This is a genomic window from Pseudomonas sp. QD4 (genome assembly GCF_049199125.1).
In the GTDB taxonomy this organism is placed as follows: domain Bacteria; phylum Pseudomonadota; class Gammaproteobacteria; order Pseudomonadales; family Pseudomonadaceae; genus Aquipseudomonas.
The window spans coordinates 1,714,019-1,733,059 of sequence record NZ_JBLZOM010000002.1 but is presented as its reverse complement, the minus strand read 5'-3'; the positions used below and the strand labels follow the sequence as shown (position 1 = coordinate 1,733,059).

At 63.0% G+C, this 19,041-nt stretch carries 16 protein-coding genes; 6 read left to right on the top strand and 10 right to left on the bottom strand.

The features are described from left to right. Window positions 1-61: 61 nt before the first annotated feature. Window positions 62-967, top strand: coding sequence for an ABC transporter six-transmembrane domain-containing protein (locus ACOZJV_RS18940; protein WP_421548228.1), 906 nt, complete (start codon window positions 62-64; stop codon window positions 965-967). A gap of 93 nt (window positions 968-1,060) precedes the next feature. On the opposite strand, the gene ACOZJV_RS18935 is transcribed toward ACOZJV_RS18940, so the two are convergent. Together ACOZJV_RS18935 and ACOZJV_RS18930 are read right to left on the bottom strand one after the other, a co-directional pair. Next, the gene (locus ACOZJV_RS18935; protein WP_421548227.1) at window positions 1,061-3,037 is read right to left on the bottom strand and encodes a methyl-accepting chemotaxis protein; all 1,977 of its coding nucleotides are present in this window, start codon (window positions 3,035-3,037) and stop codon (window positions 1,061-1,063) included. 189 nt (window positions 3,038-3,226) lie between these two features. Continuing rightward, window positions 3,227-4,147 (bottom strand): LysR substrate-binding domain-containing protein, encoded by a 921-nt coding sequence (locus ACOZJV_RS18930; RefSeq protein ID WP_078470470.1) that lies wholly within the window; start codon window positions 4,145-4,147, stop codon window positions 3,227-3,229. 150 nt (window positions 4,148-4,297) lie between these two features. Here ACOZJV_RS18930 and ACOZJV_RS18925 point away from each other — a divergent pair, with 150 nt between their 5' ends. Next, complete coding sequence (locus ACOZJV_RS18925) at window positions 4,298-5,707, top strand: NorM family multidrug efflux MATE transporter (RefSeq protein WP_421548226.1); 1,410 nt, start codon at window positions 4,298-4,300, stop codon at window positions 5,705-5,707. 45 nt (window positions 5,708-5,752) lie between these two features. Here the strand turns inward: ACOZJV_RS18925 and ACOZJV_RS18920 are convergent, their stop codons facing one another. Next, complete coding sequence (locus tag ACOZJV_RS18920) at window positions 5,753-7,426, bottom strand: putative bifunctional diguanylate cyclase/phosphodiesterase (protein WP_201128565.1); 1,674 nt, start codon at window positions 7,424-7,426, stop codon at window positions 5,753-5,755. 267 nt (window positions 7,427-7,693) lie between these two features. Between ACOZJV_RS18920 and rep the strand changes: the two genes are divergently transcribed. Then, window positions 7,694-9,703 (top strand): DNA helicase Rep, encoded by a 2,010-nt coding sequence (rep, locus tag ACOZJV_RS18915; RefSeq protein ID WP_020295997.1) that lies wholly within the window; start codon window positions 7,694-7,696, stop codon window positions 9,701-9,703. A 71-nt stretch (window positions 9,704-9,774) separates the two neighbouring features. Then, complete coding sequence (locus tag ACOZJV_RS18910; protein WP_020295998.1) at window positions 9,775-10,347, top strand: xanthine phosphoribosyltransferase; 573 nt, start codon at window positions 9,775-9,777, stop codon at window positions 10,345-10,347. 48 nt (window positions 10,348-10,395) lie between these two features. Here ACOZJV_RS18910 and ACOZJV_RS18905 read toward each other — a convergent pair whose 3' ends face one another. The 6 genes from ACOZJV_RS18905 to dadA form a co-directional block, all read right to left on the bottom strand. Further along, window positions 10,396-12,318 (bottom strand): acetyl-CoA hydrolase/transferase family protein, encoded by a 1,923-nt coding sequence (locus ACOZJV_RS18905; protein ID WP_201128566.1) that lies wholly within the window; start codon window positions 12,316-12,318, stop codon window positions 10,396-10,398. Between the two features lie 134 nt (window positions 12,319-12,452). Continuing rightward, window positions 12,453-12,866 (bottom strand): c-type cytochrome, encoded by a 414-nt coding sequence (locus ACOZJV_RS18900; RefSeq protein ID WP_078470467.1) that lies wholly within the window; start codon window positions 12,864-12,866, stop codon window positions 12,453-12,455. A gap of 182 nt (window positions 12,867-13,048) precedes the next feature. Beyond that, complete coding sequence (locus tag ACOZJV_RS18895) at window positions 13,049-13,597, bottom strand: cupin domain-containing protein (protein ID WP_020296001.1); 549 nt, start codon at window positions 13,595-13,597, stop codon at window positions 13,049-13,051. Window positions 13,598-13,725: 128 nt separating this feature from the next. Then, window positions 13,726-14,799: an alanine racemase gene (gene alr / locus ACOZJV_RS18890; RefSeq protein WP_421548225.1), complete on the bottom strand. Its 1,074-nt coding sequence runs from the start codon at window positions 14,797-14,799 to the stop codon at window positions 13,726-13,728. Window positions 14,800-14,891: 92 nt separating this feature from the next. Further along, complete coding sequence (locus ACOZJV_RS18885; protein WP_421548224.1) at window positions 14,892-15,245, bottom strand: RidA family protein; 354 nt, start codon at window positions 15,243-15,245, stop codon at window positions 14,892-14,894. Further along, on the bottom strand, window positions 15,217-16,518 hold the full coding sequence (gene dadA / locus ACOZJV_RS18880; protein ID WP_020296004.1) for a D-amino acid dehydrogenase: 1,302 nt from the start codon (window positions 16,516-16,518) through the stop codon (window positions 15,217-15,219). The genes ACOZJV_RS18885 and dadA overlap by 29 nt, the downstream gene beginning before the upstream one ends. A 157-nt stretch (window positions 16,519-16,675) precedes the next feature. Here dadA and ACOZJV_RS18875 point away from each other — a divergent pair, with 157 nt between their 5' ends. Continuing rightward, complete coding sequence (locus tag ACOZJV_RS18875; RefSeq protein WP_007932443.1) at window positions 16,676-17,164, top strand: Lrp/AsnC ligand binding domain-containing protein; 489 nt, start codon at window positions 16,676-16,678, stop codon at window positions 17,162-17,164. Window positions 17,165-17,213: 49 nt separating this feature from the next. On the opposite strand, the gene ACOZJV_RS18870 is transcribed toward ACOZJV_RS18875, so the two are convergent. After that, window positions 17,214-17,567 carry a YkgJ family cysteine cluster protein gene (locus tag ACOZJV_RS18870; protein ID WP_020296005.1) on the bottom strand — a complete coding sequence of 118 codons (354 nt, stop codon included), beginning with the start codon at window positions 17,565-17,567 and terminating at the stop codon, window positions 17,214-17,216. Between the two features lie 147 nt (window positions 17,568-17,714). Between ACOZJV_RS18870 and ACOZJV_RS18865 the strand changes: the two genes are divergently transcribed. After that, window positions 17,715-19,028, top strand: a complete 1,314-nt coding sequence (locus tag ACOZJV_RS18865) for an NAD(P)/FAD-dependent oxidoreductase (RefSeq protein ID WP_201128568.1) — start codon at window positions 17,715-17,717, stop codon at window positions 19,026-19,028. Window positions 19,029-19,041: the final 13 nt, after the last annotated feature.

The window sequence follows — 19,041 nt, the reverse complement described above, 5'->3', positions numbered from 1 at the left end:
TCGCTCAAAGATAATTGAGCAGTCGCTCAATATTAGCGTTTATCTTCCCTTCGGTGCACCCATGTCAGCCGTTACGTCGCAAATTCTTGTGGATGAAAGCAAAAAGATCGGTCAGCAATCCGCTGGCCAAACCCTCAAGGCCATCGCCCGGGCGTACCCCGGCAAACTGTTTTTCACCCTGAGCCTGGTGGCCCTGGAAAATGCCCTGCTCCTGGCCTACCCGCTGTTCGCCGGCTTTGCGGTGGACTCGATCATTCGCGGCGACACCGGCAGCGCCCTGGTGTACGCGGTGGTGGTGCTGGCGTTCTGGGTGGTCGGTGCCGCGCGACGCGCCGTGGACACCCGGACCTTCACCCGCATCTACACCGACCTCGCGGTGCCGGTGATCCTCAACCAGCGCCTGCTGAATCAGGACACGTCCACCGCCGCGGCACGGGTGGTGCTGGCGCGGGAGTTCGTCGATTTCTTCGAGAAACACATTCCGACCATCGCCACCGCCCTGGTCTCGATTGTCGGCGCAGCGGCGATGCTGGCGCTGATCGAGCCGTGGATCGGCCTGGCGTGCCTGCTGGCGCTGATCCTGTGCTGCGCCTTGTTGCCGCGTTTTGCCCGGCGCAACCAGGCACTGCACGAGCGGCTCAATGACCGGCTGGAAAAAGAGATCGGCATGGTCGCCCGGGTCGGCGCGGCGTCATTGCAGCGCCATTACCGGGTGTTGTCACGCCTGCGTATCCGGCTCTCGGACCGCGAAGCGGTGGCCTACCTGTTTATCGGCACGGTGGCGGCGGCGCTGTTTGTGGTCGCCATCAGCCAGTTGGCCCTGTCGCCAGCGGTCAAGGCCGGCCATGTGTATGCGGTGATGACCTACCTGTGGACCTTTGTCAGCAGCCTGGACGAGGCGCCGACCATGGTCGACCAACTGGCCCGCCTGCGGGATATCGGCAAGCGGGTAGACCCCGGCCTGTAGCCGCCGAGCGCCGTTCAGCGCGCGGCCACTGCCCGGTGTTCGATCAGGCCAGCGCAGTCAGGCCCGATAGCGGCTACAGGTGTGCGACGCGCTTTAGCGGAAGCGGTCGACTTCGTGGCGCAGGTCGGCGGCGAGAGCTTCCAGTTCCTTGGCGGTGATCGCCAGGTTGGACACCACTTCACGCTGCTCGCTGTTGGCCTGGGCGATGCTTTGCAGGTTGCTGCTGAGAAGGGTCGCGGTGCTGCTCTGCTCCTGGGTCGCGGTGGTGATGGCGGCGAACTGCTGGCCGGCACTGCGGCTCTGTTCATCGATCCGCGCCAGGGCCGAAGCCACATTGGCGTTGCGCGACAGGCCCTCCTGCATCAACCGGTTGCCCTGCTCCATGGTGCTGATGGCGTTGCCGGTTTCCTGCTGAATGCTGCCGATCATCACCGAGATTTCATCGGTTGCCTCACGGGTGCGCGAGGCCAGGTTGCGCACCTCATCGGCCACCACTGCAAATCCGCGCCCCTGCTCGCCAGCCCGGGCGGCTTCAATGGCCGCATTGAGCGCCAGCAGGTTGGTCTGGTCGGCAATGGCGGTGATCACCCCGACAATGCCGCCGATTTCCTGGGAGCGCTGGCCCAGGGTGTTGATCACCGTGGCGGTGCTGTTCAGGGCGCTGGCGATCTGCTCCAGGGAGGATGAAGCCTCTTCCATCGAGGTGCGGCCGATGCGCGTCTGCTGGGCGTTTTCCTGAGCCAGGCGCTCGGTGTTGCCCATGTTGTCAGCGATGTTCAGCGAGGTGGCGCTGAACTCTTCCACGGCGCCCGCCATGCTGGTGATTTCGCCGGACTGCTGCTCCATGCCCTCGTAGGCGCCACCGGACAATCCGGACAACGCCTGGGCCCGGCCGTTGACCTCCTGGGCCGCCCGGCGGATGTGCTCGACCATAGTCGACAGGGCTTCGCCCATCTGGTTGAAACTGCGCGCCAGCTGGCCGATCTCATCCTGGCTGGACACATTCAGCCGTACGCTCAAGTCGCCGGCGCCCAGGGCCTCGGCCTGACGCACCAGGTCTGCCAGGGGAGCCAGTTTGCTGCGCAACAGCCAGACCGCCGCGCCTACCGCCAGCAGCATCGCCAGCAGACTGCCGATGACCAGGCGCAGGCCGACACTCCAGGTCACCGCGCGGATTTCCGCTTTCGGCATGCTCGCCACCACCGCCCAGGGGCCACCCTCGAACGGCACCGCCAGGCTGTAGAAGTCTTCGGCCTTGTCACTCCAGAAGCGGCCCTTGCCCGGTTGGCGAATCAGCTCGGCCATGGTCGGCAGCGCCTGATCCAGCGCCTGCACGCCGGCAGGCGGAACCAGCCATTTGTTTTGCTCATCCAGCAAGGCCAGAGAACCGGTCTGGCCGATGCGGAAGCGCCTGAGATTGTCGAACTGGGCGTTCTGCGCATCGGTGTAGTCGAAACCGACGAACAACACCGCAATCACCTTGCCGCTGCTGTCGCGCACCGGCGTGTATTGGGTCATGTAGGAGCGGTCGAACAGCAGCGCGCGGCCGACGTAACCCTGCCCCGCCATGAGCTTCTGGTAGGCCGGGTGGGCATGGTCGAGCAAGGTGCCGATGGCGCGGCTGCCGTCCTGTTTGCTCAGCGAGGTGCTGACGCGGACAAAATCATCGCCGCTGCGGACAAACACCGTCGCCACGCCAGCCGTCATCTGCTTGAACTCGTCGACCTCCTCGAAGTTGTTGTTCAACACCTGGCCGCCCAGGTGCAGGCCCGGCGTGGAGGTGCCGGCCACTGTCACCGGCTGCTCGGGGTGCAGGCTCAGGCCGCCGCTGAAGCGTTTTTCGAACAGCCCGCTCAGGCGCTGGGTGCTTTCGCGCAGGGTGCTGTGGAACGTGTTGAGCTGATCGGCCAGCAGCCGCGCTTCGCTGGCCAGGTGCTCTTCCCGCGTGTCGAGGTTGGCGGAATCCAGCGAACGCAGGGCAAAAACGGCACTGCCGCTGATCACGATCGCCAAGATCACAGCCAGGGCAAGGCCCAGCTGTGAGGCAATCCGGGCACGGGGTTGAGGCATGACGGCTCCTGACCGAGAGCCCGGATCATCCTGATCAGGTCGCGTGCTCGGCAAAATTTTCCAGTAATGGGGACGGGGGGAACGCTGCAGGACGCAAGTTCCACTTTCTAGGATTCGGCGGCAACGATGAATACTTGAGCAATTCGCACGGTTATCGCTCAAGGCCGCTCCCACGGGCGCTACATCGTTTCAGCCGAGGCGCTCTACCTCAGGCAATTGCATGGCCTGGACCTCGCCCTGGAGAAAATCGCTGAGGCGACGCAAACGTTCACCTCCGGGCCGGGTTTTCGGCCAGACCAGGTAATAGTTCTCGCCACTGGCCACCGCAGTCGGCCACGGCAGGCTCAGCCGACCCTGGGCCACATCTTCGGCGACCATCAGCAAATCGCCCATGGACACGCCGTAGCCCCGGGCCGCGGCAATCATCCCCAGCTCCAGGGTGTCGAAGACCTGCCCGCCCTTGAGCGAGACCTGATCGGACAAACCCATGCGCTCCAGCCAGCTGCGCCAGTCGCGGCGGTCCGGGGTCGGGTGCAGCAATTCGGTGACGGCCAGGCGCGCCACATCCCATGGCTGGTCATTGAGCAGGTTCGGCGCACCGACCGGGATCAACAGCTCGGGAAACAGGTAGCTGGCCTCCCAGTCCGCCGGAAAGTGGCCGTTGCTCAGCAGCACCGCGCAATCGAAGGGTTCCTGGTTGAAGTCCACCGAATCGATGTCCATCCAGGCGCTGGTCAGTTGCACCTCGTTGCCCGGCTGCAGGTGGCGAAAACGGCTGAGCCGCGCCAGCAGCCAACGCATGGTCAGGGTCGACGGCGCCTTCATCCGCAGGATGTCATCCTCGGCGCGCAAGGTATTGCAGGCCCGCTCCAGGGCGCTGAAGCCTTCGCGAACGCCCGGCAACAGCAGGCGCGCGGCTTCCGTGAGTTGCAGGTTACGCCCGCTGCGCTTGAACAGCCGGCAGGCGAAGTGCTCCTCCAGGGTGCGGATATGCCGGCTGACCGCGCTCTGGGTAATCGACAACTCTTCGGCCGCGCGGGTGAACGAACTGTGCCGGGCCGCAGCCTCAAAGGCGCGCAAGGCATACAGGGCAGGAAGACGACGAGACATATAACGCTCTCCGTGGGCGGTGCGGCCACGCTACCAGAAACGAGTTCGCATGAGTTTTAATCATGCCAGCAATCGTTTTTATCCTTTTGTGCAATGCGCCACAAGCGCCGAGAATCAGCGCTCTTGACCCATTGCCCATTGCCGAGCCTGATGACCATGCAGCATCCAGCACGAACCGAACTCCGGGCCATCCTGCGGCTGGCGGGGCCGCTGATCGCCTCGCAGTTGGCGCACATGTTGATGGTCCTCACCGACACCCTGATGATGGCCCGGCTCAGCCCAGAGGCCCTGGCCGGGGGCGGGCTGGGCGCGGCCAGCTATTCGTTCGTGTCGATTTTCTGCATTGGGGTGATTGCCGCGGTCGGCACCCTGGTGGCGATTCGTCAGGGTGCCGGCGACATCGAAGGCGCCACGCGCCTGACCCAGGCCGGGCTCTGGCTGGCCTGGCTGATGGCGCTGGTGGCAGGGCTGCTGCTGTGGAACCTGAAGCCGGTGCTGCTGCTGTTCGGCCAGACCGCAACCAACGTCGACTCCGCCGCGCAGTTCCTGCTGATTCTGCCCTTCGCCCTGCCCGGCTACCTGAGCTTCATGGCCTTGCGCGGCTTTACCAGCGCTATCGGCCGCGCCACGCCGGTGATGGTCATCAGCCTGGGCGGCACCGTGGCCAACTTCCTGCTCAACTACGCACTGATTACCGGCATGTTCGGCCTGCCGAAACTGGGCCTGATGGGCATCGGCCTGGTGACCGCCATCGTCGCCAACTGCATGGCCCTGGCTCTGGCCTGGCACATCCGGCAGCACCCGGCGTACGCCGCTTATCCGTTGCGCCAGGGCCTGTCCCGGCTCAACCGCCACTACCTGCGGGAGCTGTGGCGCCTGGGCCTGCCCATCGGCGGCACCTATGCGGTCGAGGTCGGATTATTTGCCTTCGCCGCGCTGTGCATGGGCACCATGGGCAGCACCCAATTGGCAGCGCACCAGATCGCGTTGCAGATCGTTTCGGTGGCGTTCATGGTGCCGGCGGGGATTTCCTATGCGATCACCATGCGCATCGGCCAGCACTACGGCGCAGGGCAATTGCTCGACGCGCGCCTGGCGGGACGGGTGGGGATCGCCTTCGGTGCGGTAGCGATGCTGTGTTTTGCCATGGTGTTCTGGCTGCTGCCGAATCAGTTGATCGGGCTGTTCCTGGACCACAATGACCCGGCCTTCCGCGAAGTGATCAACCTGGCCGTGAGCCTGTTGGCGGTAGCGGCCTGGTTCGAACTGTTCGACGGCACGCAAACCATCGCCATGGGCGCGATTCGCGGGCTCAAGGACGCCAAGACCACCTTCCTCGTCGGCCTCGGCTGCTACTGGTTGATCGGGGCCCCGGCGGCCTGGTTGATGGCCTTCACCCTGGGCTGGGGGCCGACCGGCGTGTGGTGGGGCCTGGCCCTGGGCCTGGCGTGCGCCGCCATCAGCCTGACCCTGGCCTTCGAATGGCGGATGAAACGCATGTTGCGCCTGGAGCCCCAGGTGCAACCGTCGGCCTATGCCTCGGCCCAGGTGGATTCGTAAAGATCGGTTGAACCGGCGAGCGGGATTGCCCCCTCGCCAGGCGGGTTAGCTCACCACGTCCGCCATGGATCGCTGGCTGCTGCCAAAGGTCAGGTACTCCACCAACTCCGCCAGGGGCAGCGGTTTGCTGATCAGGTACCCCTGCGCCTGGTCGCAGCCGAAGCCGCGCAGCAGGGCCAGTTGCTCCGGGGTTTCGACCCCCTCGGCCACCACTTCCAGGTTGAGGTTGTGCGCCAGGTTGATCATGGCGTGAACCAGCTTGCGGTTCTCCTCGCGCAGCTCCATGCCGCCGACAAAACTCTTGTCGATTTTGAGCAGGGCGATCGGCAGGCTGTTGAGGTGCACGAAGGACGAGAAGCCAGTGCCGAAGTCGTCCAGGGAAAAGCGCACGCCCAGGCGCCCCAGGGCGTCCATGGTCTGCTTGACCAGGTCACTGCGGCGCATCACTGCGGTTTCAGTCAGTTCGAACTCCAGCCACTGCGCTTCGACGCCGCGCTCGGCAATCAGCCGGCTCAGGGTCGACAGCAACTGGCTGTCCTGGAACTGCCGGAACGACAGGTTGACCGCCATGTGCAGCGGCGGCAGGCCGCGCTCACGCAGGGCCTGCATGTCCCGCAGGGCACGGGAAATCACCCAGTAACCCAAGGGCACGATCAACCCGCTCTGCTCGGCCAGGGGCACGAACTCGCTGGGCGGCAGCAGGCCGCGTTCGCCGTGGCGCCAGCGCACCAGGGCCTCGAGGCCGACGATTTGTCCGTCATGCAGGTTCAGGCGCGGCTGGTAATGCAGCTCCAGCTCGTCGCGGCGCAAGGCTCGGCGCAGTTCGCTTTCCAGGTCGGCGAGGCTGCGGGCATTGCGATTGATGCGTTCATTGAAGATATGAAAGGTGCAGCCCTGGGTGCTCTTGGCCTGCTGCATGGCGATGTGCGCGTGCCACATCAGCGGGTCCGCCCCGGCATTGGCCCGGGCATGGGCCACGCCCAGGCTGCAGCCGATCAGCAGGCTTTCACCGTCGATCCAGTAAGGCTCGGCCATGGCCTCGGTAATGCGCTCGGCCATCCATTCGGCCCGCTGCGGCGCCCGGCGTGTATCGATCAGCAAGGCAAACTCGTCGCTGCCCAGGCGCGCCAGTTGATCGCCGGCCTCAAGCTGGCTCTTGAGCCGCGAGACCACCTGCAGGATCAAGCGGTCGCCGGCCTGGTGGCCAAGGGCGTCGTTGGCATGCCGGAAGTTGTCGAGGTCCAGGTGCCCCAGTGCGAGCCCGCGTCCTTCGTTTTCAACCAGGCGCGCGGCAAGCAGGGTCTGGAACCCCTGGCGGTTGGCGATACCGGTCAGCGGGTCCTGTTCGGCCAGGCGCTGCAGCGTGGTTTCCAGCACGCCGCGCTCACGCACATGGCGCAGGCAACGCCGCAGGATATCGGGGTTCAGGGCGCTGCGAATCAGCCAGTCACTGACACCCACCGGGGTCACCGAGGGTTCGTGGTCCAACAGCAGGACGGTGGGCAAACTGCAGCGACCGGGGGCCGGTTGCAAGGAGGCAATGGTCAACAAGACCGCGCTGCGATCGTCATTGAACAGACGGCTGACAGAATCCCAGGTCGGGGCACTGATCAGCACAACCGAGTCTCCCAACGGAGCGAGACACTCGCGCAACAACGCTGCCCATGCCGGCTCTTCGGCCAGTAGCAGCAAACGCAAGGGTTCGACAGGCTTAGACAAGCTAGCTCCCTAGACTCTGCAAAAGAAGTTGGCGGTGGGCATTATGACGCGCGAATAAACAATGACAAATGATATTGATTATCAAACGCAATTTCTTGTACCGCTCTAACTCGAACATTAGACGCATATTCAGCGCGCATCCTGCGGGAAAGTATCAAAACCGGCAAATTTAGATCGCGTGTTGCGTCACAAGTCGGAGAGAGGCAGCAGAATCTGTCCAGCCTGTTAAAATGCCCGCCCATTTCGCAACAGACTCCCTTTTCCGTCATGTCCCGACTCAATCCCCGGCAGCAAGAAGCCGTGAACTACGTCGGCGGCCCTCTTTTGGTGCTCGCCGGTGCTGGCTCCGGCAAGACCAGCGTGATCACCCGCAAAATCGCGCACCTGATCCAGAACTGCGGCATCCGCGCCCAGTACATCGTGGCCATGACCTTTACCAACAAGGCGGCGCGGGAGATGAAGGAGCGTGTCGGCACCCTGCTCAAGGGCGGCGAGGGCCGTGGGCTGACCGTGTGCACCTTCCACAACCTGGGCCTGAACATCATCCGCAAGGAACATGTGCGGCTGGGCTACAAACCGGGCTTCTCGATCTTCGACGAGACCGACGTCAAGGCCCTGATGACCGACATCATGCAGAAGGAATACTCGGGCGACGACGGCGTCGACGAGATCAAGAACATGATCGGCGCCTGGAAAAACGACCTGATCCTGCCGCCCGAAGCCCTGGAAAACGCACGCAACCCCAAGGAACAGACCGCCGCCATCGTCTACACCCACTACCAGCGTACGCTCAAGGCGTTCAACGCGGTGGACTTCGACGACCTGATCCTGCTCCCGGTGAAGCTGTTCCAGGAGCACACCGACATCCTGGAAAAATGGCAGAACAAGGTCCGCTACCTGCTGGTGGACGAATACCAGGACACCAACGCCAGCCAGTACCTGCTGGTGAAGCTGCTGATCGGCACGCGCAACCAGTTCACCGTGGTCGGCGACGACGACCAGTCGATCTACGCCTGGCGCGGCGCCCGCCCGGAAAACCTGATGCTGCTCAAGGACGACTACCCGTCCCTGAAAGTGGTGATGCTGGAGCAGAACTACCGCTCCACCAGCCGTATCCTGCGTTGCGCCAACGTGCTGATCTCGAACAACCCCCACGAGTTTGAAAAACAACTGTGGAGCGAGATGGGCCACGGCGACGAGATCCGCGTGATCCGCTGCCGCAACGAAGACGCCGAGGCTGAGCGGGTAGCGGTGGAGATTCTCACCCTGCACCTGCGCACCGATCGCCCGTACAGCGATTTCGCGATCCTGTATCGCGGTAACTACCAGGCCAAGCTGATCGAGCTGAAGCTACAGCACCACCAAATTCCTTACCGGCTTTCCGGCGGCAACAGCTTTTTCGGACGCCAGGAAGTGAAAGACCTGATGGCCTACTTCCGCCTGATCGTGAACCCGGATGACGACAACGCTTTCCTGCGGGTGATCAACGTGCCGCGCCGGGAAATCGGCTCGACGACCCTGGAAAAACTCGGCAACTACGCCACCGAACGCAAGATTTCGATGTACGCCGCCACCGATGAAATCGGTCTCGGCGAGCACCTGGACAGCCGCTTCACCGACCGCCTGGCGCGCTTCAAGCGCTTTATGGACCGGGTGCGCGAGCAGTGCGCCGGCGAAGACCCGATCTCTGCCCTGCGCAGCATGGTCATGGACATCGACTACGAGAACTGGCTGCGCACCAACAGCTCCAGCGACAAGGCCGCCGACTACCGCATGGGCAACGTGTGGTTCCTGATCGAAGCCCTGAAAAACACCCTGGAAAAAGACGAAGACGGCGACATGACCGTCGAAGACGCCATCGGCAAGCTGGTCCTGCGCGACATGCTGGAACGTCAGCAGGAAGAGGAAGACGGCGCCGAAGGTGTGCAGATGATGACCTTGCATGCCTCCAAGGGCCTGGAATTCCCCTACGTGTTCATCATGGGCATGGAAGAGGAAATCCTCCCGCACCGCTCCAGTATCGAAGCCGACACCATCGAGGAAGAGCGGCGCCTGGCCTACGTGGGCATTACCCGCGCACGCCAGACCCTGGCCTTTACCTTTGCCGCCAAGCGCAAGCAGTACGGCGAGATCATCGATTGCGCGCCCAGCCGCTTCCTCGATGAGCTGCCACCGGACGACCTGGCCTGGGAAGGCAATGACGACACGCCGACCGAAGTCAAAGCCGTTCGCGGAAACACCGCACTGGCGGATATACGCGCGATGTTAAAGCGCTAGAATTGCCGACTTTTTACCGCACACTATTTATCAGCGCTTAGGCGCACAAGGCGCCCAAAGAGGAAAGCTTCATGGAAGCACTGCACAAGAAAATTCGCGAAGAAGGCATCGTGCTTTCCGATCAGGTCCTGAAAGTCGACGCCTTTCTCAACCATCAGATCGACCCGCAACTGATGAAGCTGATCGGCGACGAATTCGCCACGCTGTTCAAGGACTCGGGCATTACCAAGATCGTCACCATCGAAGCCTCGGGCATTGCCCCGGCGATCATGACCGGCCTGAACCTCGGTGTGCCGGTGATCTTCGCCCGCAAGCACCAGTCCCTGACCCTGACCGAGAACCTGTTGTCGGCCACCGTCTACTCCTTCACCAAGCAGACGGAAAGCACCGTGGCCATCTCGCCACGGCACCTGACCAGCAGCGACCGGGTGCTGATCATCGATGACTTCCTGGCCAACGGTAAGGCCTCCCAGGCGCTGATTTCGATCATCAAGCAGGCCGGCGCCACCGTTGCCGGCCTGGGTATCGTCATCGAAAAGTCGTTCCAGGGCGGGCGTGCCGAACTGGATGCCCAGGGCTACCGCGTGGAGTCTCTGGCCCGCGTGCAATCCCTGGCCGGCGGCGTGGTCAGCTTCATCGAGTAAAGTGCGCGACGGCGCCGGCGGCGTGCCGGCGCCACGGGTAATCCGCCGTTACAGGCGGGTTTCCTGCAAGGCTGCCAGCAGCAGCCGCTGATACAGATCCTCACGCAAGCCTTCGGGTTTCTCCAGCTGCATGCGCGCCAGGTGCAGGGGAAAAGCCTCGGCCTCCGGCGCGTCCAGCGCGGCCTTGCCCAGCTCCAGAATCTCGGTGAGCTTGAACTTGCTCTTGAGCCAGTTGAGGGCCCGCAGCAGATCCCGCTCTTGCGCACTGAAATCAGTACCCAACGGATACTCCGGGAACAAGTGCGGGTGCCGTGCACGAATCGCCTGCAAACGCTGTGGGCTGTTGTCGGTAAATCGCGGTTCCAGCTGAAAGTCCTTGGGCAGCTTGCCGACTTTCTGCGCTTGCTCGATCAACCCGGGCTGGAAGCGTGAGTCGCTGATATTGAGCAGGGCCTCGATCACCTTGGCGTCGGTCTTGCCCCGCAGGTCGGCAATGCCGTACTCGGTGACCACGATATCGCGCAGATGGCGCGGGATGGTGCAGTGCCCGTACTCCCAGACCACGTTCGAACTGACCTCGCCGCCCGACTCACGCCAGCTGCGCAGGATCAGCACCGAACGCGCGCCTTCCAGCGCATGGCCCTGGGCGACGAAGTTGTACTGCCCGCCGACCCCACTCAGCACCCGGCCGTCTTCCAACTGATCGGCGACACCGGCACCGAGCAAGGTGACCATGATCGAGCTGTTGATAAACCGCGCATCCCGACGTTGCAGGCGCTTGAGCTCTTCCTGGCCATACAGCTCGTTGATGTAGCTGATGCGCGTCATGTTGAATTCGAGGCGCTTGCTTTGCGGCAGCTCCCGCAGGCGCTGATAAAAACTGCGCGGCCCCAGGAAGAACCCGCCGTGCACCGAGATGCCGTCGGTCTGCGCCGCTTCATCCAGGGTGCCGTCATTGGCCTGCTGCTGGGTCTTGATATCCGGGTAGACCTTGCGCCGCACGATCCCGGCGTCTGCCAGCACCAGCAGGCCGTTGACGAACATTTCGCTGCAACCGTAGAGGCCCTTGGCAAAGGGCTCGACTCCGCCTTCGCGGCCAATCAGCGGCGCCCAGTAATAGGCATCGATGTCGGTCAGCAGTGAGCGATAGGCGTCGTTGTCCGCCTGCCGGGCCAGCAGTGCGGCGGTCAGGGCGTCGCCCATGGAGCCGATGCCGATCTGCAAGGTGCCGCCGTCGCGCACCAACGTGCTGGCGTGCAAACCGATGAAATGGTCCTGGAACCCCACCGGCATGTTCGGCGTGGAAAACAGCGTGGTGCGGTCCTTTTCATCGATCAGCAGATCGAAGCCGTCCATGTCGAGTTCGGCGTCACCCGGCATGTACGGCAGCTCGTCGTGAACCTGGCCGACCATGAGGATGGTCTCGCCGGCAGCACGACGCTTGGCAATCATCGGCAGCAGGTCAAGGGTAATGTCCGGGTTGCAGCTCAGACTCAGCCGATCCGGATGATCAGGGTGGCTGGCCACCAACTGCGCCACCAGGTTCAGGCCACTGGCGTTGATGTCGCGGGCGGCGTGGCTGTAGTTGCTGCTGACATAGTCCTGCTGCGCGGGGGCACTGTTGAGCAGGCTCCCGGGCTGCATGAAGAACTGCTCGACATGGATGTTGCGGGGCAGGCTGTCGTGTTGCAGGTCCGCGAGGAAATCCAGCTCGGGATAGTCGCCGAATATGCGTTCGACAAAGGGTTCGAGAAAGCGCTTCTGCAAGCCATCGCCCAGGGTCGGACGGCCCAGGCTCAAGGCGGTGTAGATGGTCAGCTGCCGTTCGGGCAGTTGCTTGATGCGGCGGTACAGCGCATTGGCAAACTGGTTAGGCTTGCCCAGGCCCAGGGGCATGCCCATGTGAATATGCGCCGGCAGGCGCGCCAGCACGTCATCGACTGCCTGCTCGATTGAACACAACTGCACCATACGACTCTCCCGAACGTTCCATGAATTGGGGTTGGACCGAGCTTGCCGGGTCTTTACTGCATTGACCAGTGTGGAGGCCGAATCGCGGGCACAAAAAAGCCGCTCGTAAGCGGCTTTTTCGCTGAAGATTGACCTTATTTCAGGCCAGACATCTTCTCGATGGCGCCTTTGAGCTCGTCATCGGAGCAATCGGCACAAGTGCCTTTTGGCGGCATGGCGTTGATCCCGGTAATGGCCTTGGCCAGGATGCCGTCGAGGCCGCCCTGGTGATCGGCACGCTCTTTCCAGGCTGCGGTGTCACCGATTTTCGGTGCGCCGAGCAGACCGGTGCCATGGCAAGCGTTGCAATGCTTGGCAATCACTTCATCAGGGGTTTTCGCCCCTCCACCACCGACAGAGGCGGCGACTTCCATGCCCTTGCATTCCTGCCCCTGAACACAGACCTGACCGACCGGTGCAAGGCGTTGGGCAATATCATCATTAGTCGCAGCTTGAGCGCTGACTGCCCATAGGGCCAATACGGTTGCTGGTGCGGCCAGCATTTTCATAATTAGGTTCACGCGTACACCCTCAATGGTGGCTAGTCACGCCCACGGCCACGGTTTCGCAGGCGGGCGCAAGTATAACGGTTAGCCCGCCACACTGAAACAACCCTAAAGTCGATGGGGTCTTAAAGGTGGCGAAATGGCACTTCGGGCGTCGCCGCAAGCCTTGCAGGACGCCTCTTCTATTAGAAATTCGCTGGCGTGGCTGCGCTGATTAGTCGCGCCGGTACATCGAAAGGATTTCGGAAACGGTGCGGCTTGGTACTTTCAAAGTAGTAGCTGTCGCCCGCTTCGAGCACAAATGTTTCAAGCCCGACCACCAGTTCAAGGCGGCCTTCCACGAGAATTCCGGTTTCTTCGCCTTCGTGGGTGAGCATTTCCTCACCGGTGTCGGCGCCCGGCGGGTAGATCTCGTTGAGAAAGGCGATGGCACGGCTGGGATGGGCGCGCCCCACGAGTTTCATGGTCACGGCGCCATCGGAAATATCGATCAGTTCATGGGCTTTGTAGACGATCTGGCTCGGGGTTTCCTGGAGGATTTCCTCGGAAAAGAACTCGACCATGGACATGGGGATGCCGCCAAGAACCTTCCTCAGCGAGCTGATCGAGGGGCTGACACTGTTCTTCTCGATCATCGAAATGGTGCTGTTGGTGACGCCCGCGCGCTTGGCAAGTTCACGCTGGGAAAGACCTTTCAGTTTACGGATGGATTGCAGTCGTTCACCGACGTCCAATGCGGCAGTCTCCTAGGGAATCAGGCGTTGTTGTAATTGAGCATTATCATGGCGATAGCGTTCAGTATTTACAACACTTGCCCTCCAATCCACCCAGGAGCGGCCTGTCAGGTTCCGACCACTGGCCGTCAGCCCTCGGAGTAGAGCCTTGGCACTCGGCGCAGGTTGCAGAAAATCTGGTACGGAATAGTGTCCGCAGCCATCGCCACGTCGCTGGCGAGGATGTTTTTACCCCACAGCTCCACGGTCGAGCCCAGGCCGGCCTGCGGCACATCGGTGAGGTCGATGCACAGCATGTCCATGGACACTCGACCCAACAATTGGCTGCGCTGGCCAGCCACCAGGACCGGCGTGCCGGTCGGCGCCTGGCGTGGGTAACCGTCGGCATACCCCATGGCAACCACACCAATGCGCATCGGCCGCGTGGTGACGAACTTGGCGCCGTAGCCCACCGGCTCGCCGGCTGGCAACTCACGCACGCAAATCACTTTCGATTCCAGGGTCATGACCGGTTGCAGGCGCGCGGCCACCGGGTTGTTTTCTTCGAACGGGGTTGCGCCATACAGCATGATGCCGGGGCGCACCCAGTCACTGGGAATACTCGGCCAACCCAGGACCGCCGGCGAGTTGCGCAGGCTGACCTCGGCCGCCAGCCCCTCGCGGGCAGCCTGAAACACGGCCACCTGCTCGTCGCTGCGCACGCAATCGAGCTCATCGGCCCGGGCGAAGTGGCTCATCAACACCACTTTCGCCACTTTGCCACTGGCCAGCAGCCGCTGATGGGCAGCCTGATAATCCTTGGGATGCAGGCCAACCCGGTGCATGCCCGAGTCGAGCTTGAGCCAGACCGTCAGCGGCTTGGCCAGGGTTGCCTTCTCGATGGCCTCGAGTTGCCACAGCGAATGCACCACACACCAGAAGTCATGCTCGATGATCAGCGCCAACTCATCGGCCTCGAAAAAGCCTTCGAGCAGCAGCACCGGCGCACGAATCCCCGCCGCGCGCAGCTCCAGGGCTTCTTCGATGCAGGCCACGGCAAAACCGTCGGCCTCGCCTTCCAGTGCCTGCGCACAGCGCACCGCGCCATGGCCATAGGCATCGGCCTTGATCACGGCAAGGGCACGGACGCCCGACAACTCGCGGGCCAGTTGGTAGTTGTGACGCAGGGCTTGAAGGTCGATCAGGGCACGGGCAGGACGCATGGCGGCAGACTTCTAGGCGGTCATGGGGGAAGAAAAAACCGGTGCTGGCCGAAGGCGTGAGCCGCCGACAGCACCGGCAGAGGGATCGGTGTTTAAGGCAAAGCGGCGACTACGGACAGCTCGATCAGGATCTCGGGCTCGCACAGCTTGGCTTCGACTGTGGCACGGGCAGGAGCGACGCCTTTTGGCAGCCATTTGTCCCAGACAGCGTTCATGCCCTCGAAGTGGGCGTCGATGTCTTTCAGGTAAATGGTCACTGACAGCAACTTGCTCTTTTCGGTGCCAGCCAGGTCCAGCAAACGCTCGATGTTGGCGAGGGTTTCGCTGGTCTGTTGTTCAATTCCGGCGGTCATGTCGTCGCCGACCTGCCCCGCCAGATAGACGGTGCCGCTGTGAACGACAATCTGGCTCATGCGTTCATTGGTGAGCTGGCGCTGGATTGACATGCTTGGCTGTCTCCTGAGAATTACCGTAACGAGAAATATCGAGGCCTTCGGCGCTGATCTGCGGCGTTTTCTTCGCCATCAGGTCAGCCAGCAAGCGACCGGAACCGCACGCCATGGTCCAACCCAGGGTGCCGTGACCGGTGTTCAAGAACAGGTTGCGGAACGGTGTGGCACCCACAATCGGCGTGCCGTCCGGGGTGGTCGGCCGCAGGCCGGTCCAGAAGCTGGCTTGCGCCAGATCGCCGCCCTGAGGATAGAGGTCGTTGACGATCATCTCCAGGGTTTCGCGCCGGCGCGGGTTCAGCGACAGGTCGAAGCCCGCGATCTCGGCCATGCCGCCGACCCGGATACGGTTGTCGAAGCGAGTGATCGCGACCTTGTAGGTCTCGTCGAGAATGGTCGAGGTCGGGGCCATCGCCGGGTTGGTGATCGGCACGGTCAGGGAGTAACCCTTGAGCGGATACACCGGGGCCTTGATCCCCAACGGCTTGAGCAGTTGCGGCGAGTAGCTGCCCAGGGCCAGCACGTAGCGATCGGCGGTTTCCAGCTTGCCGTCGATCCATACGCCATTGATCCGGTCGCCGGCGAAGTCGAGGCGCTGGATGTCCTGGCCAAAACGGAACTCCACACCCAGCTGGGTGGCCATTTCCACCAGGCGCGAGGTGAACATCTGGCAATCGCCGGTCTGGTCGTTCGGCAGGCGCAGGGCGCCGGCGAGGATATCGGTGACGTTGGCCAGGGCGGGCTCGACGCGGGCGATGCCCTCGCGGTCGAGCAGTTCGAAAGGCACACCGGACTCCTTGAGCACGGCGATGTCTTTCGCCGCGCCATCGAGCTGGGCCTGGGTCCGGAACAGCTGGGTGGTGCCCAGGCTGCGGCCTTCATAGGCAATGCCGGTCTCGGCGCGCAGTTCGTCGAGGCAGTCGCGGCTGTACTCGGACAGGCGGACCATGCGCTCCTTGTTCACGGCGTAGCGGCTGGCGGTGCAGTTGCGCAGCATCTGCGCCATCCACAGGTACTGGTCGATATCGGCGGTGGCCTTGATCGCCAACGGCGCGTGGCGCTGCAGCAGCCACTTGATGGCCTTGAGCGGCACGCCAGGTGCGGCCCATGGCGAGGCATAGCCCGGCGACACCTGACCGGCGTTGGCGAAACTGGTTTCCATGGCAGCGGCCGGCTGACGGTCGACCACCACCACTTCAAAACCTGCTCGGGCCAGATAGTAGGCACTGGTGGTACCGATTACGCCGCTACCCAAGACCATAACGCGCATTTTCATATCCCTCATCGCGGCTAAACCGCTGACGTTTGTTATTCAGAGCGAAGATGTGCGCAGTATAAAAAGCAATGGGCAGTGCATTTCACTATATAACTGCCTATATTTGGCGACAATTCTCGGCAAAAACCCTTTTGACGGAGGTGCATCCCCTATGCGCACCAATCACCAGACAAAACGCGAGCTGGACAAGATAGATCGCAACATCCTGCGCATCCTCCAGGCCGACGGGCGTATCTCGTTTACCGAGCTGGGAGAGAAGGTCGGCCTGTCGACCACTCCCTGCACCGAACGGGTCCGGCGCCTGGAGCGCGAAGGGATCATCATGGGCTACAACGCGCGCCTCAATCCGCAGCACCTCAAGGGCAGCCTGCTGGTGTTCGTCGAAATCAGCCTGGACTACAAGTCCGGCGACACCTTCGAAGAGTTCCGCCGCGCCGTGCTCAAGCTGCCCCACGTACTGGAGTGCCACCTGGTCTCGGGCGACTTCGACTACCTGGTGAAAGCCCGAATTTCCGAAATGGCGTCCTACCGCAAGCTGCTGGGCGACATCCTGCTCAAGCTGCCCCACGTGCGCGAATCCAAGAGCTATATCGTGATGGAAGAGGTGAAGGAGAGCCTGAGCCTGCCGATTCCGGACTGAAATCCGGCGCAGGCCGACTCGAGAGTGCCGGGGTGACCCAAGTAAAGCGCTAGACCAGCACCTGGCGGGTGCTCGCCATGTACTCGTGGATCTGCTTTTCGACCCGAGGGTGGATCATCTCCACCGGGCGCCGGCCATTGGGGCACGGCAGGCTCGGGGTGGTGCCGAACAGGCGGCAGATCAGCGGCCTTTCGTCGTATACAGTGCAGCCGTTGGGGCCCAGGTGCACGCAGTTCAGCTCGTCCATGGCAGCGTCCTGCTCGGCCGCGGTCTTGCGTGGCAGGCGCGACATCTCCTCGGTTGAAGTGGTCACCGGGCCGCAGCAGTCATGGCAGCCGGGGACGCACTCGAACGAGGGAATCTGCTGACGCAGCAGGCGGACTTTCTGGCTGTTGCAGCTCATTGGCAAGGTTACCGGGCAAATACAGCCGGGGATTTTGCCCTAAAAGCCCACCAACAGACAGCGCACCCCGACCGCTGTTGCCGCCGACGAAAGGTCAGGCTTATGCTCCGTCAAATTTTCCAAACACCCCAATCAGGATTCACGCACATGAACCCCGGTGTTCAGCAACCTGCCCCGAGCGACCGTCACGCCGCCTCCTATTACGCCGCCAGCAGCCTGCCACAGCCCGATCATCCGGCGCTGGCCGGCGAGTTGCAGGCCGATGTCTGCGTGGTCGGCGGCGGCTTCTCCGGGCTGAACACCGCATTGGAACTGGCCCAGCGCGGCTTCAGTGTGGTGCTGCTGGAAGCGCGCAAGATCGGCTGGGGCGCCAGCGGGCGCAATGGCGGCCAACTGATTCGCGGCGTCGGCCATGGCCTGGAGCAGTTCAGCAAGGTGCTGGGCGACGACGGCGTTCGGCAGATGAAGCTGATGGGCCTGGAAGCGGTGGACATCGTGCGCCAGCGGGTCGAACAGTTCCAGATCGCCTGCGACCTGACCTGGGGCTACTGCGACCTGGCCAACAAGCCCAGGGACCTGGAGGGTTTCGCCGAAGACGCCGAAGAACTGCGCGAGCTGGGCTATCGCCACGAAACCCGCCTGCTGCAAGCCCATGAAATGCACAGCGTGGTCGGCTCCGAGCGCTATGTCGGCGGTTTGATCGACATGGGCTCCGGGCACCTGCACCCCTTGAACCTGGCACTGGGCGAGGCCGCCGCGGCGCAGCGGCTGGGGGTGCAAGTGTTCGAACATTCAGCCGTGACACGCATCGATTACGGCAGCCAGGTCAGGGTGCACACCGCCCGCGGCCTGGTCCGCGCCAAGACCCTGGTGCTCGGTTGCAACGCCTACCTCAATGGCCTCAACCCGGAGCTGGGTGGCAAGGTGTTGCCCGCCGGCAGCTACATCATCGCCACCGAGCCGTTGAGCGAGCAGCAGGCACAGCAGTTGCTGCCGCAGAACATGGCGGTCTGCGACCAGCGGGTGGCCCTGGATTACTACCGGCTTTCGGCGGATCGGCGCCTGCTGTTCGGCGGCGCCTGCCATTACTCCGGGCGTGACCCGCAGGACATCGCCGCGTACATGCGGCCGAAGATGCTGCAAGTGTTCCCGCAACTGGCCGGGGTCAAGATCGACTATCAATGGGGCGGGATGATCGGTATCGGCGCCAACCGCCTGCCGCAGATCGGCCGGCTCAAGGACCAGCCGAATGTGTATTACGCCCAGGCCTATTCAGGTCATGGGCTGAATGCCACGCACCTGGCCGGCAAGCTGCTGGCCGAAGCCATCAGCGGCCAGCAGGGTGGCGGCTTCGAGCTGTTCGCCAAGGTGCCGCACATCACCTTCCCAGGCGGCCGCTACTTGCGTTCGCCGCTATTGGCACTGGGCATGCTCTGGCACCGCCTCAAGGAGCTCGGCTGACACCGCACCGCCC